At 47.0% G+C, this 14,043-nt stretch carries 15 protein-coding genes; 7 read left to right on the top strand and 8 right to left on the bottom strand.

All coding sequences use genetic code 11. The annotated features are described in order from the left end of the window. Positions 1-7 precede the first annotated feature (7 nt). Entirely contained in the window at positions 8-2,326 is a 2,319-nt protein-coding gene (locus S7335_RS22055) for a hypothetical protein (protein WP_157620629.1), read from the top strand. Positions 2,327-2,532: 206 nt separating this feature from the next. Here S7335_RS22055 and S7335_RS22050 read toward each other — a convergent pair whose 3' ends face one another. Then, a complete protein-coding gene (locus tag S7335_RS22050; protein ID WP_006457921.1) occupies positions 2,533-2,976 on the bottom strand; it encodes a DDE-type integrase/transposase/recombinase in 444 nt (147 codons plus the stop codon). A 41-nt stretch (positions 2,977-3,017) separates the two neighbouring features. Then, the gene (locus S7335_RS22045) at positions 3,018-3,767 is read right to left on the bottom strand and encodes an IS6 family transposase (protein WP_006457764.1); all 750 of its coding nucleotides are present in this window, start codon (positions 3,765-3,767) and stop codon (positions 3,018-3,020) included. A gap of 12 nt (positions 3,768-3,779) precedes the next feature. Here S7335_RS22045 and S7335_RS28575 point away from each other — a divergent pair, with 12 nt between their 5' ends. Further along, complete coding sequence (locus S7335_RS28575; RefSeq protein ID WP_198011489.1) at positions 3,780-3,977, top strand: hypothetical protein; 198 nt, start codon at positions 3,780-3,782, stop codon at positions 3,975-3,977. Positions 3,978-4,163: 186 nt separating this feature from the next. On the opposite strand, the gene S7335_RS22040 is transcribed toward S7335_RS28575, so the two are convergent. Beyond that, positions 4,164-4,877, bottom strand: a complete 714-nt coding sequence (locus S7335_RS22040; RefSeq protein WP_006457987.1) for a hypothetical protein — start codon at positions 4,875-4,877, stop codon at positions 4,164-4,166. Positions 4,878-5,257: 380 nt separating this feature from the next. Then, positions 5,258-6,019: an alpha/beta fold hydrolase gene (locus S7335_RS26405; protein ID WP_006458292.1), complete on the bottom strand. Its 762-nt coding sequence runs from the start codon at positions 6,017-6,019 to the stop codon at positions 5,258-5,260. Between the two features lie 389 nt (positions 6,020-6,408). On the opposite strand from S7335_RS26405, the gene S7335_RS22030 reads away from it, so the two are divergent. Then, positions 6,409-6,741 (top strand): hypothetical protein, encoded by a 333-nt coding sequence (locus tag S7335_RS22030; RefSeq protein WP_038019463.1) that lies wholly within the window; start codon positions 6,409-6,411, stop codon positions 6,739-6,741. Between the two features lie 249 nt (positions 6,742-6,990). Here the strand turns inward: S7335_RS22030 and S7335_RS22025 are convergent, their stop codons facing one another. Continuing rightward, a complete protein-coding gene (locus S7335_RS22025; protein ID WP_157620627.1) occupies positions 6,991-7,239 on the bottom strand; it encodes a hypothetical protein in 249 nt (82 codons plus the stop codon). Positions 7,240-7,376: 137 nt separating this feature from the next. Between S7335_RS22025 and S7335_RS29305 the strand changes: the two genes are divergently transcribed. The 3 genes from S7335_RS29305 (at position 7,377) to S7335_RS22015 (ending at position 10,803) form a co-directional block, all read left to right on the top strand. Next, positions 7,377-7,508, top strand: a complete 132-nt coding sequence (locus S7335_RS29305) for a hypothetical protein (protein ID WP_255346494.1) — start codon at positions 7,377-7,379, stop codon at positions 7,506-7,508. Beyond that, positions 7,501-7,827, top strand: a complete 327-nt coding sequence (locus tag S7335_RS22020) for a tetratricopeptide repeat protein (RefSeq protein ID WP_006458407.1) — start codon at positions 7,501-7,503, stop codon at positions 7,825-7,827. Before S7335_RS29305 ends, S7335_RS22020 begins: the two co-directional genes overlap by 8 nt. Before the next feature lie 201 nt (positions 7,828-8,028). Then, complete coding sequence (locus tag S7335_RS22015) at positions 8,029-10,803, top strand: helicase-related protein (protein ID WP_006457794.1); 2,775 nt, start codon at positions 8,029-8,031, stop codon at positions 10,801-10,803. Positions 10,804-11,275: 472 nt separating this feature from the next. On the opposite strand, the gene S7335_RS22010 is transcribed toward S7335_RS22015, so the two are convergent. From S7335_RS22010 to S7335_RS22000, 3 genes are all read right to left on the bottom strand, one after another. Beyond that, the gene (locus S7335_RS22010) at positions 11,276-11,944 is read right to left on the bottom strand and encodes a hypothetical protein (protein WP_038019460.1); all 669 of its coding nucleotides are present in this window, start codon (positions 11,942-11,944) and stop codon (positions 11,276-11,278) included. A gap of 813 nt (positions 11,945-12,757) precedes the next feature. Continuing rightward, complete coding sequence (locus S7335_RS22005; RefSeq protein WP_006458453.1) at positions 12,758-13,174, bottom strand: type II toxin-antitoxin system VapC family toxin; 417 nt, start codon at positions 13,172-13,174, stop codon at positions 12,758-12,760. Further along, a complete protein-coding gene (locus S7335_RS22000) occupies positions 13,174-13,434 on the bottom strand; it encodes a type II toxin-antitoxin system Phd/YefM family antitoxin (protein WP_006457806.1) in 261 nt (86 codons plus the stop codon). Before S7335_RS22000 ends, S7335_RS22005 begins: the two co-directional genes overlap by 1 nt. Before the next feature lie 341 nt (positions 13,435-13,775). On the opposite strand from S7335_RS22000, the gene S7335_RS21995 reads away from it, so the two are divergent. Beyond that, positions 13,776-14,024 (top strand): hypothetical protein, encoded by a 249-nt coding sequence (locus S7335_RS21995; RefSeq protein ID WP_006458132.1) that lies wholly within the window; start codon positions 13,776-13,778, stop codon positions 14,022-14,024. Positions 14,025-14,043: the final 19 nt, after the last annotated feature.

The raw sequence follows: 14,043 nt of genomic DNA, 5'->3' as shown, positions 1-14,043 counted from the left end.
ATCTCTTATGAGAGTAGACTGGTTTCAAGCAGCTTTAGAAAAAATTAAGCTAGAAGTGCTGCCAGACGAAAATCTCCCTTCCAATTCAAAGACAGTAGAGAATAAAGCCGTGGAGAAGCAAGATGTCATTCAACCCCTCCATCCTTATTACCGCCAATACTACTGCACTCATAACGACCCCCTCACCTGCCAAGAACATATCAGTACGCCTGGTGAACCTACCAGCCTTATATGCCAATCTTGTTATTTCCCTGCCTGGCTCACCCCAGAACAACAACTCACTGGTAAACATGGCCAGTACAAAATTAGTCAGCCGCTGGGTCGCCGAGGTCTTAGCCGCCTCTACGACGGCATTTGCCTGAGGTCCGGAGACTCTATCATTATTCAAGAATATCTCCTTCCTTCGCGATACTTTAACTTAGACGAACAGCGACGCTATCAAGAACAATTCATCGGGCTCGCTGGTATTGTCCTCGCCGATGGACGCGCCCAAGATATCCGCATGGTTGTTCCCTTAGATGCCATCACCGATCCCACTGGAGAGCGATGTTTTTTAATTACTTCTGATTTGAGCCGTGCACCTACCCTCAATCAGTTTTGTGCTCACCACGGTCCTTTTACCAACTCAATGGTACGAGACCTGCTCGACCAATCCCTTCAAACCCTCATCTTTTTACACCAACAACGCTTCACCGTACCCACCGGTCAAGTGCGGCAGGGTGTCATTCATGGCAACCTGAATCTCAATAGTTTGTTATGGGCAGCCAATGCCAGCGATAGCTCTCCTCAAGGATTTGTCTATGTTACGGACTTTCTTCTTTGGAACACCCTCTTTGATCCCGCTATTATCGAGCGAAGTGATCTAAGAGCACAAGATGAGCTCAGTTTTCAGGATGATTTGAGTGCTCTTGGACAGGTAGCTTTTTGGGTGCTTAATGGCATGACCGTAGATGAACACGGTTTTTCTCTCAACCCTTACCTTGACGCTCATTGGCCCAAAACAACAGATAAAGCCCTACAACAATTTATCCGTCAACTCATTGCCCCTGACGCTACCTTTAATAGTGCTGAATCAGCCCGTAATAGATTACGCCAACTACCACCTGAGCCCGTCACTAGCCAGTTGGAAAAGCGGAACGCGAAAACACACTTTCTTGAAAAAACATGGTACCGACAGATAATTCCCTTTGTCGCCGTTGGTACCCTAGTGTTGGGAGCCTTGGGTGGCCTGCTGTGGATAGTCTGGCGATCCCAACAAACACAAGCACAGATAGTCTTGGCCCCCTGCTGCATCGAAGATGTGGATGGCATTCCTTCAGGCGAGTATACCTACGCCATACCCAATTCGGCCTATTGGCAACCGCTATTTCAACCCCTACTAGAATCTACGAGTCGCAGCAATATTGTTACCCCAAGCTCTGACCTTTTAGAACCGGCCGCAGCGCTTCAACCCGACTTATCTTTTAATCAGTGGTGTCATGTCAATGATCAATCCCATATCTGTGAGGATACATCAATGGCGGCTACGATTACGGCCGTGCAATCTGGCCAGGCCGACTTTGCCATTCTGCCCCTGATCGGGCCATTGCCCCTCGATGTAACAGCTACCATCATTGCCTATGATAGCCTAGTGCCGGTGGTGGCCTTTAGCTACGCGAAGAGAGACAGCAGCTTGCCAACAGCTCTTAATGGCAAGATAACGATGACTGTTCTAAAAAAATTGTATGCTAACAAAATCACAAACTGGGAGCAGTTAAGCCCGATTAACCTACCGGTGCGGCGCTACTGGTCTGACGATGAAACCAATCGAGAGATTTTTCTACAGCTGACTATTTCAGAGACTACCTTTGGCTCATCAGCAAGTTCCTTAATTACCAATGGACAGCCTCTAGTAGAACAACCTCAGCCAATTCTGCCAATGTTCCGTCAGATTTTGCAGGATTTTGAAAGTCGCAACGAGGGTAGTATTGCCATTGCTCCCCTGAGTCAGGCACTTGGCCAATGTTCCGTATATCCGTTAGCCTTAGCAGATGGCCGTCAGACCATATCACCGCTGGTTTTTGATTCGGGGAAGGTGGTAACGCCAGAAAGTGACCTGTGTGTTCGTAAAGGCAGTTATTCTCCTCATGCAGACGTCATTCGCTCAGGTGACTATGCCTTAGCCTATCCGCTCGCCATTATTTATCCTTTGGACAATACCCGAGCCACTATTGGAAAGGGCTTAGCACAGGCTCTGTTAACTAAGGAAAGTCAGGCCCATTTAATGGCATTCGGGATGGTATCTGTCTATCCCCCCCCTGCTTCAAAAACATGGGTGTTTAGATGACCAACTTGCGCAAGGTTAACGGAAAAGTCAGTGTAAAACCAACAGCAGAAAATACTAAGGAGAAGAGTATTTCAGTATTTGGTTTCTGTTTTGATTTGTAAACTGTTTGTAGCGATCGGTTGTTAAATTCCAGGTAGGCATCGACAAGTTACTCTTAACTGGCCAAATTTAGAACAGATTTATTGATTTAGTGTTATCAGCTCGGCCTATGCGATCACGCCGACCCCTGCGATCAATCTCCAACTGTCGATCTGCTGGCGCATCGTTTTTCTATATTCTGAAGCCGTCTGTTTGTGCTGATGGGGATGGAAATGACCACGTATCGGTTCCAAGGCTGACAGAAAGCGCTGTGCTTGACCCACCGATTTGAATCGGCCCATTCGCCTCTCCCTAACTCGAGTCTGTCTATGCGAGTTCTCAGCTCGATTGTTCAAGTCTTTGTGCTGTCTGTGTTCTACGCTTTTCAATAATTCCTTCTTCGCTGCCCCGTAGCTTTTAAGCTTATCGGTAACGATGACTCTAGGGGCAAAGCCTGCTAGCTTAAGCAGTTTTCGGAAAACCTTCTTCGCGGCTGCTTTATTGCGGCATCGCTGCATCAGGATATCGAGCACTACACCAGAATTTGTCAGGACTGAGTAGCCACAATTCACCTGCTCATCAGTAGTGTGATCGCACCTACCCCTATTTCTGTTTAGGAAGCTTGGAACAGATCTTCCAATTCTTCAACTCCCTTCAGTAACTGCGCTCTGCGATCGCCAAGGCACACGAATTCTGCCATTCGGCTACGAGGCCTCAGGAAGTTGCCAACTTCATCGACTGCTCTGCAAAATCTCTGCGCAGCCTCAAACTCACCGAACCCCAGGGTTGGATAATAGCGGCGTTTGATGCGCCGATGACTTTGTTCAACTGGATTGGCTGTGCAGGGGCGGACTTCATGCTGAACTTTCTCACCTAAGTCTTCTTCAATCGCCCGTGGGTAAGATGCTAAGCCATCGGTCGCGACCTTGTCAGGAGCGTCCTCGTGCAGATCGATGGCTTGAGCAAAGAAGGCTTTGGTGCCAGCCATGTCGCGAGTTTTGCTAAGGCGAACGTCTACCAGATTGCCATCTTCATCAATGCCTCGGTAGAGGTAGCACCACTGCCCACAGACTTTCACGTAAGTCTCGTCAATCATCCATAATTTGCCGACTTTGCCCTTTCGCTTTGTTCTAATCTGCTCTGTAAAATGAGGTAGGAAACGTTCCTCCCAATCCCTTGCAGTTTCGTGGGTAAACTGAAAGCCTCTAAGCAAAAAGAACTCAGCCACATCCCGATAGCTGAGCTTATAGCGGACGCGGCAGAGCAACACCTGGAAGATAATGTCTGTTGGGACTTCCACAAAATTAAATGGCGTATCTGTGCGCTGATTGAACGTCCGGCGACAGCGTTTGCAGCGAAACATGGTATAGCCTAGATGGGTTTTGCGCTGGAGCTGCGAGATATGAGGCGAGTGGCAATGCGGACAATCCATGAGGTAGAGGTAGAGCTGATCGCACCTAGCCTATCAGCTGGCCGAATCCTTTATTTTGGCTACTCAGGGCTGACAGTATCAAGTTGGGTGATGGTTCACGAGCATGTCTCAGCTCCTATTGGAACAGGTAGCGCTCAATAGAAAGAGCCGACCTACTTGTTGAGAGTATCTAGGGATGTCCCAATAGTATCGTCTAAGACTTTGTAAGCAAGCTATTGTGAGACATCGACTAAGACATGCTTTTTCTATGGTCCGAAAGGTCTGAATTACGATACTTGTTCTCTGTGTCAATAGATAGGACTTCATTCCAAGTCTATCGATTCAGTCTCAGTAGTTAGCTTCCCACTCTGCTTTTACCTCTTCAAGCATCTCAGCCAGTTCCCAACTGGGAACATCTGAATGATTTGCAAAGAGGTACTGATAGGAAGCATAGCCATTGTCTTCTAAAACCTCGTAGTAGCCTTCGCTTGTGTTAGGACGACTTTGACGAGAAGAGAAGCCAATATGCATCTTTTCTGGCTCATCTGGAGTTGAACGTTGATGTCTACCTCGGGAGATCTTGGCTACGGGAATGAACCCACGGACAAGTTTGCTATCTGGTACCGTTGGCATAACTGTGCCATTGTCGAAGTCGTTTTCTGTGATGTATATGTTCAAAGCAGAGCCTGTTGCGTCTGCTGTTATACATCCATTCAAGAATCGTTCTGGTGGAGAAGGAAATGGTAGGTCTGGTGCGACTGGACTTTCTTCGTTGTAGGCAATGAAGTCTTGCCAAGTTGCACATTGTTTGATGTCTTCTGCCCAGTTAGAAGAAGTAGACTCAGAAGATATCTCTTCTTCAGCGCTTTGATTCGGTGCTGGTTGAAAGGAGGCGATTTCTTCTCTGCTTACCTCTTCTTGAGTCGTTTGCGTTTGTGGCGCTTCCTTTGAAGGAGCTGGTCCATCTGCAGAGTCATTAGTTGAAGTACAGCTAACACCGAGAAGCAAACAGGTGACTCCGCTTAGGACAGTGAGAGGCAAACGAACGGACAAAGACGACATCGAATTTTCCCCCAACTTGGTAACGACTAATCAGTTGAATTTTAATAACGTCTAATCAACCGAGTATATGTATGTCTTAGCGCAGAGTAGATATTCAATTCTAGGTTAAGTTGCTCCTGCATTGGCGTTTATAAAAGCAGCTTATACAGCAGGAGTAACAGTAATCTATGGCGTGTGTGAAGGTAGTGTGGGGTAAAAGAAGGGCCTAACTTCTACGCAGTTTCGAGTACTACTGACGAACTACACCCAGTATGTATGATTGTTCTAAACTCCTTTCTAGAGATAGTACGTATAATCATTCTAAAACTCATAGCTAATGAGACGTCTTGACGCGACTGCTTTTATCAAGGTGGCGAACTCTTCAACTCTCATGCACCCAATTATGTGCAGGCTAGGAACTCTTGTACGACAGGAAGCACGATTTTCTTCTCCGTGACAGCTTGAAAGTGGTCTAACCCTTCGATGAAGCATAGCTTCGCGCCGCTACTTTGTATGTCGTCCGATTGTCTTTTCAAGATGGAATAAGTTGGTTCATCGCTAGTGCCAGCATATATCAGTAGTGGTGATCGCAGCATCGTCGGCTCTATTCGTGGCCAATCTACCATCGCTTTCGATATGGCTAAAGCGATGTCAAGGTCTGCGTTGTCTACAAAGAAGCGTTCTTCTGCTGAAAGTGTAGATAAGTCTAACCGGTTCTGCGCTCGTGCTTCGACCGCTGCTTCTAAGCTAGGAATATTGCGCTTACCGTACTCTATCAAGTCCTGTCCAAAGAACGAAGCTGCTGCTACACCGCCTAATAGTTCTCTATTGACTGCTGTATGTAAACAGATAGAAGCACCCAAAGAGAACCCCCAAACGAAGCAGTGATCAACCTTGGCGTCTTCAGCGACTGCGTCTATATCTTCTAAGAGTCGCTCGACAGCATAGGCTTGCTTCGCTTTTGGCTTATCGCTCTCGCCATGTCCCCTGATATCGACCGTGATGACTGTGTATTGTTGTTGTAATTCTTGAACGTATGAGAGATCTGTCCAAACTCCTCGACTCTGTGTGAATCCTCCGTGTATCAACAACAGTGCTGAACCGTTGCCCTGTTTATCGTATGCAATTCTACAGCCGTCCTTGGATTCGACAAATCTTGTCATACGGGTTCGACTCCCGGTTGGATAAGAGAAGTTGCTTACACAGAGTACCGAAGTTGGCAAACAGGAACTTAAGCCTAGACTAGAGCACTGAATGCTAAGCGCGAAACGCCTATATCCTATGTATCAAAATCAGCGATTGCTTATAGTTTTGAAACATAGCCTGTAGGCAAAAAGTCAGGATATGCCTCTACTTTACAACTTAAGACTGACGGCAGAGTCAATGTGCTAAAAGTCTTCATTGTTGAGATGGTAAAAGCGCTCTATTGAACGTACTCATCTATTGATGTTATCCGTATTAGCGGCAGCCGAGTTTGTAGTAATGGGTGTACTCCTTATGCTTTGCTAATTGCGTGGTGTCAGGACCGACAAACGGCAAAGAATTCTCCCAAATGAAGAAGTCTCGTGTCATCATCTCCTTGTTGTCACTTAGCTTAGTTGGCTCCAATCTGTGGTGGGCATATCAATCACTTGATATGGGAATTACGCTGACATACTTGCGAGAGTCGTTTGGGGGCAAATCGGTCATGCTCAATCAAACGCTTTCTATGCTGCCGGTTGCCGCAGACCCAGAAGCATCTCAGGCAGAGGTGATTGCTGCCGCTCAACTGCTCGATCATCACAAGTCCTTCCATGAGAAAGAAGGCTTTATCTGGGTGGGTGAGCTTGGGCTTCAGTTCAACGATGAAGGACGGCTAATCAAGGCTGTAGATGACCCTCAATGACACGGACGAACACTTTGTCTGATGGTTGCAAAGTCGGTTCTCATGTACTGTATAGCTTGTTGACAGCACCGTTTTTGACTTCCTTGTATCTAGTGAACGCACAGTAGCGCACAGACTCTGCTTCAGTAGCTAGACGGCCACCCAAAGCCTAAATATATGCGGTTATCTAAGGTCAAGTGATTGCATAAACCTGTCATAGGCAATCACACGGCGCACCATAAGCGTCATCTGTCGCAAACCGATAACTACTCACAACAGTCCTTCAGCAATAACCAGCGCCTCCAGTTCAGCGAAACTAGGCCTGTCAGGATGCATCATCTCCTCTATCCCGACAACTAAGTCTAGGCGCGGCTGCATAGGCTTGAAGACTAGGCTATCCTGCCTAGCAGGAATGTCCACGACCGCCCTACGCTCAGCACGAATCGGCACAACAGGCGGCGTCAATACTGATGGTACAGGTCTAGGCTTCAGAGCAGGCTTGTAAACTTCAACCGTCATAGCATAGTAAGTAGAAACCAGCGGCATTCAGTATAATCACAACTGCAAGCGCTATCACCTCGTCATACAGAAAGCGCGCTAAGTTTAAGCGCAGCTATTCATACAGACCCCTACTGCTGAAAGCTATCGTTTCAAATATGACTTTTACCCCCATCGCTGACAACAGCTCGCGACAAGCCTGGTCAGAGGTGATCGCGTCGAACCTACCGGCAGAGACAACAAAAGCGATGAACTGGCCAACTGAGGTCAAGGATGGAGTGAATGAGTGAAGCTAGGTTTCCAGGCTATCTCGAATATCAGCAGCAAGATTTTGAGGCGGCGTGGCCGAAAGTGATTCGAGCGGCTGAAGCAGGCAATGCAGAAGCGCAGTGCATGGTAGGGACTTTGTATCAGTTGGGTTTAGGCGCGAAAATAGATAGTGATAAAGCGATTGAGTGGTACGAGCGCTCCTCAGCGCAGGGCTATAGCGTAGCGACCAACAACTTAGCAGGGATGCTAGCGATTAGAGGAGAGCATGAGAGGTCGAGGCAGCTGTACAGGTTATCTCGGCAGCAGGGTTTTGAGCATAGTCCAACAATAAGCGGCTAACCGATAGGCTCATCGAACCCTAGCTAAGACAAGCGTGGAGGAAGGCATTTCAAGGCTGAGATCAGGGCATGTCGGCCCGGGGCTACGCATTCTTTACAATGGAATCGTCTCAACAAAGTTGTTAAAGACCCTACCGCTTTAGAATAGATTCTCTATGAAGTATGCTTGTACTAATTCATAGAGAAAGCAGGTATGTAGGCCGTGTCATCTGATAAATCAGAAAGTTTAGCCATTGCTAAAAACCCTATTCCGACTCAGTTATCAGATCTCCCGCTCACCTGGTTTGAAGAAGGCACGGCTTTGAGAGTAATTAAGCTTTGTTTTCAATCAGGGCGTAGCAAAATTCGTATAGCTTCTGGTTTTTTTACCATCAAAGGCTGGAACTATATTCGACCACATACAAAGGGCAAGCCGGTGGCTTTGCTGGTAGGGGTCGAAGAGCCTGGAGAAGAGCGTGCTCGGATGGCTTTAATTCAGGAAATTATGAGAGCCTTGAGAACAGGTTGTGATCGCCAACGTCGCCAAGCCGTCGCTGACCTGATTGAAAGAATCGAGAACGATCAATTTTTGCTTCTAGATGCCAGAGCCCTTAGCCACCATGCAAAAATCTATTTAGTCGATGAGGCTATTGCCATTATCGGGTCGTCTAATACGACAGGTCGGGGGTTGCTAGAACAGATTGAGTCAGGTAGTTTAGTCACGAGTCTTTCAGAAGTTAGAAAGTTGATCGCGAACTTTGAAGATTACTTCGCCAGGGCTCAAGACTTGACTCAAGAACTGCTGGAGGCGCTGCGTCGATGGCTACAATTGGCAACGCCTTGGGATGTCTATCTTAAAACGATGCTGGCTTTAGAAGATCTTCAGCCATTAAAAATGACATATCCGAAGCAGCCAGTCAGCTATCAGACTGATATGATTGCACAGACGCTGCGACAGATTCGAGAGTACGGCGGCTCTATGTTGGTGGCTTCGACAGGCTTAGGAAAAACAGTTGTTGCGATTCACGTTGCGTTGCATCTTAAAGATGAAGATCTCATTGACAATATTATCGTCGTTGGCCCCAAAGCTGTCAGACGTAGCTGGAAACAGGAGTGCCGTTTTGCTGCTCTGCCTCATGAATATTTCGTACTTAGAGTCTTAGATATGACTGACGAGCGTATAGAAGCGCTTTCCGACTTTGAAGACATTGCTAATGCTGGAAGTAGTCGGCGCTGGCTAATCATCATCGATGAGAGCCATGAGTTAAGGAATCGCTATACCAACCGGTTGAGCAGCAAGCAAACGCCCGAGAACGAACGCCGTGCTTTTAAGCGGTTATCCTCTTTGATAGGGCAAGGAAATTCAAAAGTATTGTTATTAACAGGTTCCCCATATGCCACTAACACGGACAACTTGAACAATCAGCTCAGCTTGCTGCCTCCAACAGGAGAAAACCGAGCTCTTTTCTCAGAACCAGAATTTTCCGAATGTAGCTGGCGGATCGAAGATACTGACGAATTTATTAGTCTACCAGTAGCCTCACAGCTGACTACTCCTCACGTTGCGATGTACTACGGGATCAAAGATGATCGAGGGACATACATTCAATATGGTACAGAAGAGCGTCGCTACATTCCAAAGGTTCGATTGTATAGCTTAGAATTTCCGCTCGACCTAGAGACAGAACTATCCTCTCTAATCTCTGAGGGCTGCTTTGATTTAAACACTAAGGGGCTTTTCAGAAAGAATATAGAGCGGTTAGTCAGAGTTGCCTGGACTAGCTCGCCCCTTGCGCTCAAAGGCGTTCTCCAAAGAGTGCTAGAAACGCCCGGCGGCAAGAATGCCTTTGACTTTTCTAAACAAGGAAAAGTTGCCTTTAGGGTGAGCAAAAGACGACGTCGGGAGGCGCTAGAGCCCATTCTAGCCAAGCTTGAGCAGCAGACAGAGGCCGCCGATACGAAACTCAGGGCATTAGTTGAACGATTGAACCTTCATCGGGCCAATCGCGAGAAGGTAATTATCTTCTGCGAGCGCAGAGCAACGGTTGTTTATTTGAGCAATGCTCTGTCCGAGCTAATGCATAATCTATCAGTGGCGGCGACTATTGAGAAACAGGCAGACTCATTCGAGATGAAAGAGTCTCATGAAATTGAGAAATTAATTGAGGCGTTTGCGCCAGAAGCCAATCAAGCGGATGCTAGCCTGAAAAGCTACGATGTTTTCATTTCCACTGATGCCCATGGTGTTGGTGTCAATATGCAAGATGCTGCTGTTGTCATCAACTACGACATTGATTGGACACCTATCGGCCCCATTCAACGAGCAGGCCGTATCCTCCGTTTCTGGTCAGAAGCTCGCACGGTGCACGTATATACCTTTGTGCCTACCTTAAGCGTTGACAATCCGCTCGCTAGCGACCTAAAGGCTATTCAACGTCGCTGGCACCAACTGATAGACCGTCATGACGAATCAGCTAGGATTATCGACTTGCCGGTTTTAACAGAGAGTCAGGTACAGGATGTTGCCATGTCAGATCTAGCTTCTAATGTGACTTTGCTAGCGGGCGATATAGATATCGAGCAGTTGTCCAACTTGGATATCTCCCCTTATTATCAGCACACGGCGCAGTTACAGTTGCATCGCGACTACGCGCTCAAACTGACTAATGATTTGGTTAGTGCAAAAATCTATGCGGAGAAGCACCCAGCTATCTATGTCCTGCTGCAATACCAAGATCAGTATCATGGATTAATCTACACTCCTCACAATCAGGAAATTCGCAGGCCCGAGACTGTGAAGCTCCTCGATATTCTACAGTGCGATCCCTTGACCGCCACGGCAGTTACCGATCCGAATGAGATTGAGTTGTTGGCAGATGAATGTATTCGGGTTTGGTGCGCTCACAACCAGATTCGACCTGAGAAAATTCTGCGCGAATGTACAATGTATCTTTTGCCTGAAGAGGCATCGCAAGACTTAAAATCAATCATATCCTGAGGTACCCTCACCTTGTTACCGACTCGTATCTGATAAATGTCGATGCTTTCCCATAGAGTGATCGCTAGCCCTTCACCTTCCAGAGCGAACGCCTGCGTCTGCGTTACTGCTGGTTTTCTGGTTTTCTGGATATTGTGAAAGAAGTGGTCGCCTATTCAACTTCAGATTCCGTATAGGATTTAAAAACAGAGAGAGCAAGATACCGAGTGTAATTGGATTGTAGAGGGAGATAGAGTCAAACTGTTAGCGGCGGTAAAGTAGCGAGATCGCTCCACTGCACAACAGGACTGAAGGAGATAGCCACTAGGAAATCGATTAGGCGGGTATAGATATTACTAGTTCAATACAGGCGCGGGCTTTGCGCTCGCGCCTGTAAGTCTTATCATTAAGACTCCTCGCCTAGCGCAGGCTGGCTAATTTAGAATTAGGCTAGACAGAGAAAGCATCTCTTACTAGAATCGCGATTGACGGATTAATCGGCGAATCCCGTGCTCAAGAGTAATACTATGAAAGACCAGTAGCTTACAAACCCAACACAGAGGCCGCTAGTTACTAACACAATCATTCTAGGTACATAGTATCCTTTTGAAGAATTGAGGGGCTTAGTGCGAACCCAAACAAAACAAGCAACGATGATACTGAATGCGATCGCTAGACCAGTCCCAATATTTACGAGCCGTACTTCTCCAGTATCCAGCAGCGTATTAAGTCCCCAGTACCTTCTGCGCACGGCTTTGAGCTGCTGAGTATCTAGCTCAATGTCTCGAATTTGAAAGGCTCTCTGGATCATGGCCCCGAGGCCAAAGTCGTTGTTGTAGCAGCCAACAGGTTGCCCACCGTAGGTTGCTCGACAGCTACTAACGAACCCATTGGATTCGTTAGGTGTCAGTGTTAAGACTAATGGACGGCCTAGAATCTCGGCTCGGCACTGATCTTGCGAATCGACCTTTGTGCAGGTAAAACTGCGTCCGGGAATGGCCACCTCGTTGACCGAACTGGTCGCTTCGAGAGAGACTTCTACGATCGGGCTATCAGCATTGATGCTACGGGTCTCGAAGATAATGAGAGAGAGATAGCTGCTAAACAATACTATCCATAACCCAAGTAAGAATTTTGATAGGAACAACTTCCACTGACGCATAAACTTATGACTTCGTTGGGATACTAGTCCCTAATATTCATCTGACTAACTACTTAAGTGAACGCAACTAATCAAAGGGATAACGTCAGATGTTCCAATTTCCTATCTGGTCAGAACCTGCTTTCATGGTTAGAAGCTACCTGTGGATGCGAGAGTGGCTCAATAGCTAAGACATGTTCATTAGACCGCCCAGGAACGAGCGTTCCGTACACGAAGAGTTGATGAGTCATTGAGCTAACAGAGGCATTGACTACCGATGGACAAAGCAACGCCGATTGTTGAAAGACAACTAATAGTTTATTTGATAGAACTGGTGGTGCGCCAGAAACGTGTAAGGATGCTTAAGCTCTAACATTGTGATCGCTATTGCCCCATCTCTGTTTCTTATCTTCCAGCAGTCATTCGTGTTACTTAAACTGTCCTAATAAAAATGACACGAATGAATTGTTTGAGGTGTGAGAGCGCCTTGTTTAGGTTAGATGACAGTATAGTGAGTGCTGAATTGCTGGTCTGGTCAAAGTCAAAGGACACTAGATCTAGGCACTCTTCGTCAATGTGCGCGATTAAAGAGCGATTGCCTGACTATGAGTACCTCGGTTCTGACTGATCTATTGGTGTCAGTGGTGTTGAGGATGACGCTAGCGAGTAGCGGTAGCTTCTAGGATGCGTTCGATTCTGTCTAAGTTGGTCTGTAGCACGCAATCACTTCATGGCAGTAGTGGCGACTTCCTTTCCGCCAGTCCTGCGTCTGCTACTTCTCTAGCTGGTACTCCATACTTCCTCATTCACTCCACCCCTAGGCGATCACGAGCATCAAAGCCAAGGATTGAGTAACTTCACGCCTGTCTTTTCAAAATCTTTTGTGTTGCGAGTAACTACAATCAGGCTGTTCTCTAAAGCTGTTGCGGCAATCATCGCATCGTAGTCTGACTGAGGGTCCGGTACATGAAGCGAAGCACAGCGTTGAGCAATTTTGGTATCGAACGGAATAATACGATTAGCATAGTTAGCAAGAACGCCATCATTCAGCCACTGGCGAAGCGCCTTGCCCTGTTCATAGTCTCGCCGCTCTATTTGCAGTACACCTCGCTCTAGTTCAAAGATAGTAATAGCTGATAAAAACGTCTGTTCTCCTGGCGTAGCGATGGCCCATCTGGTTACTTGAGGATTAGCCCTACCCGCTCCGACTTTACGCAGCTCGGAAACCACGTTGGTATCTAGCAAAAACATTATGACAAATCTACTGTTCGCGCAGTGACTTGAGAAGAGCGCACTGGATCGAAGTCAATCTCAGCGTCGTGATTGGTCTCTAGCATAGAAAGTAAGTCAGCAACGCTATGAGTATTGCCAACTAGCTTGTGATAGTCTTCCACGGTTAGCAATACATAGGCAGGAGTGCCCCTATTGGTTATGAAGACCGGCCCTTGTTCTGTTGCCCGCTTAGCTTTACTAACATCTTGATTGAACTCTCGACTTGAAATGCTATACATGGTAGCCTCTAAACAATATGTAGCAACGTAGCTACATGCTAGCATTGAATCAGTGCTTAGTTAGTATCAGCACCTGACTTTCACGATTTCCTTTAGCCTTGTCTACCGAGGTGATCGCCATCACTGACGCATTCTCCTGGTGAAAATGATTGGCAACTATACAAATGGCTCCAATGGCTGAAAGCTGGTTAGATATGCATCAAGCTTATGACCTTTAGCAAACTGAACAGAAGTGAGACTGTACGAGGGTTCAAGAGCTGATAACGACTTAATAGAAGCAGTGGCCCTGGTCAATATTCGACATCTGCTGTAGAAGGGAGTGGTTGGTGACTCATTTAGGCATGCCTATCTCAATACGCAGACCAACCTATATACCAGTTACCCTACCGCCGACAGCAACTCGCGTAGGTAAAACGACAGCGCCCTACTCTCAGCTAGCTCTTAGCCGCACAGGGCAGCCTGGTAAGTCTCGGCTGGATAACCCGAACTGGAAGCCCTATCGCAATAGCCAAGAATTAGCGCTGAAGGTCTACGAGATGACGCACCCAGAACAACCTAGTGTTTACGACAATGGTGTGGGGCTATCCTAGTCGAATGGGAAGAAAGCAA

Source organism: Synechococcus sp. PCC 7335, from assembly GCF_000155595.1.
GTDB lineage: Bacteria > Cyanobacteriota > Cyanobacteriia > Phormidesmidales > Phormidesmidaceae > Phormidesmis.
This window is presented reverse-complemented; position numbering and strand designations above follow the sequence as displayed.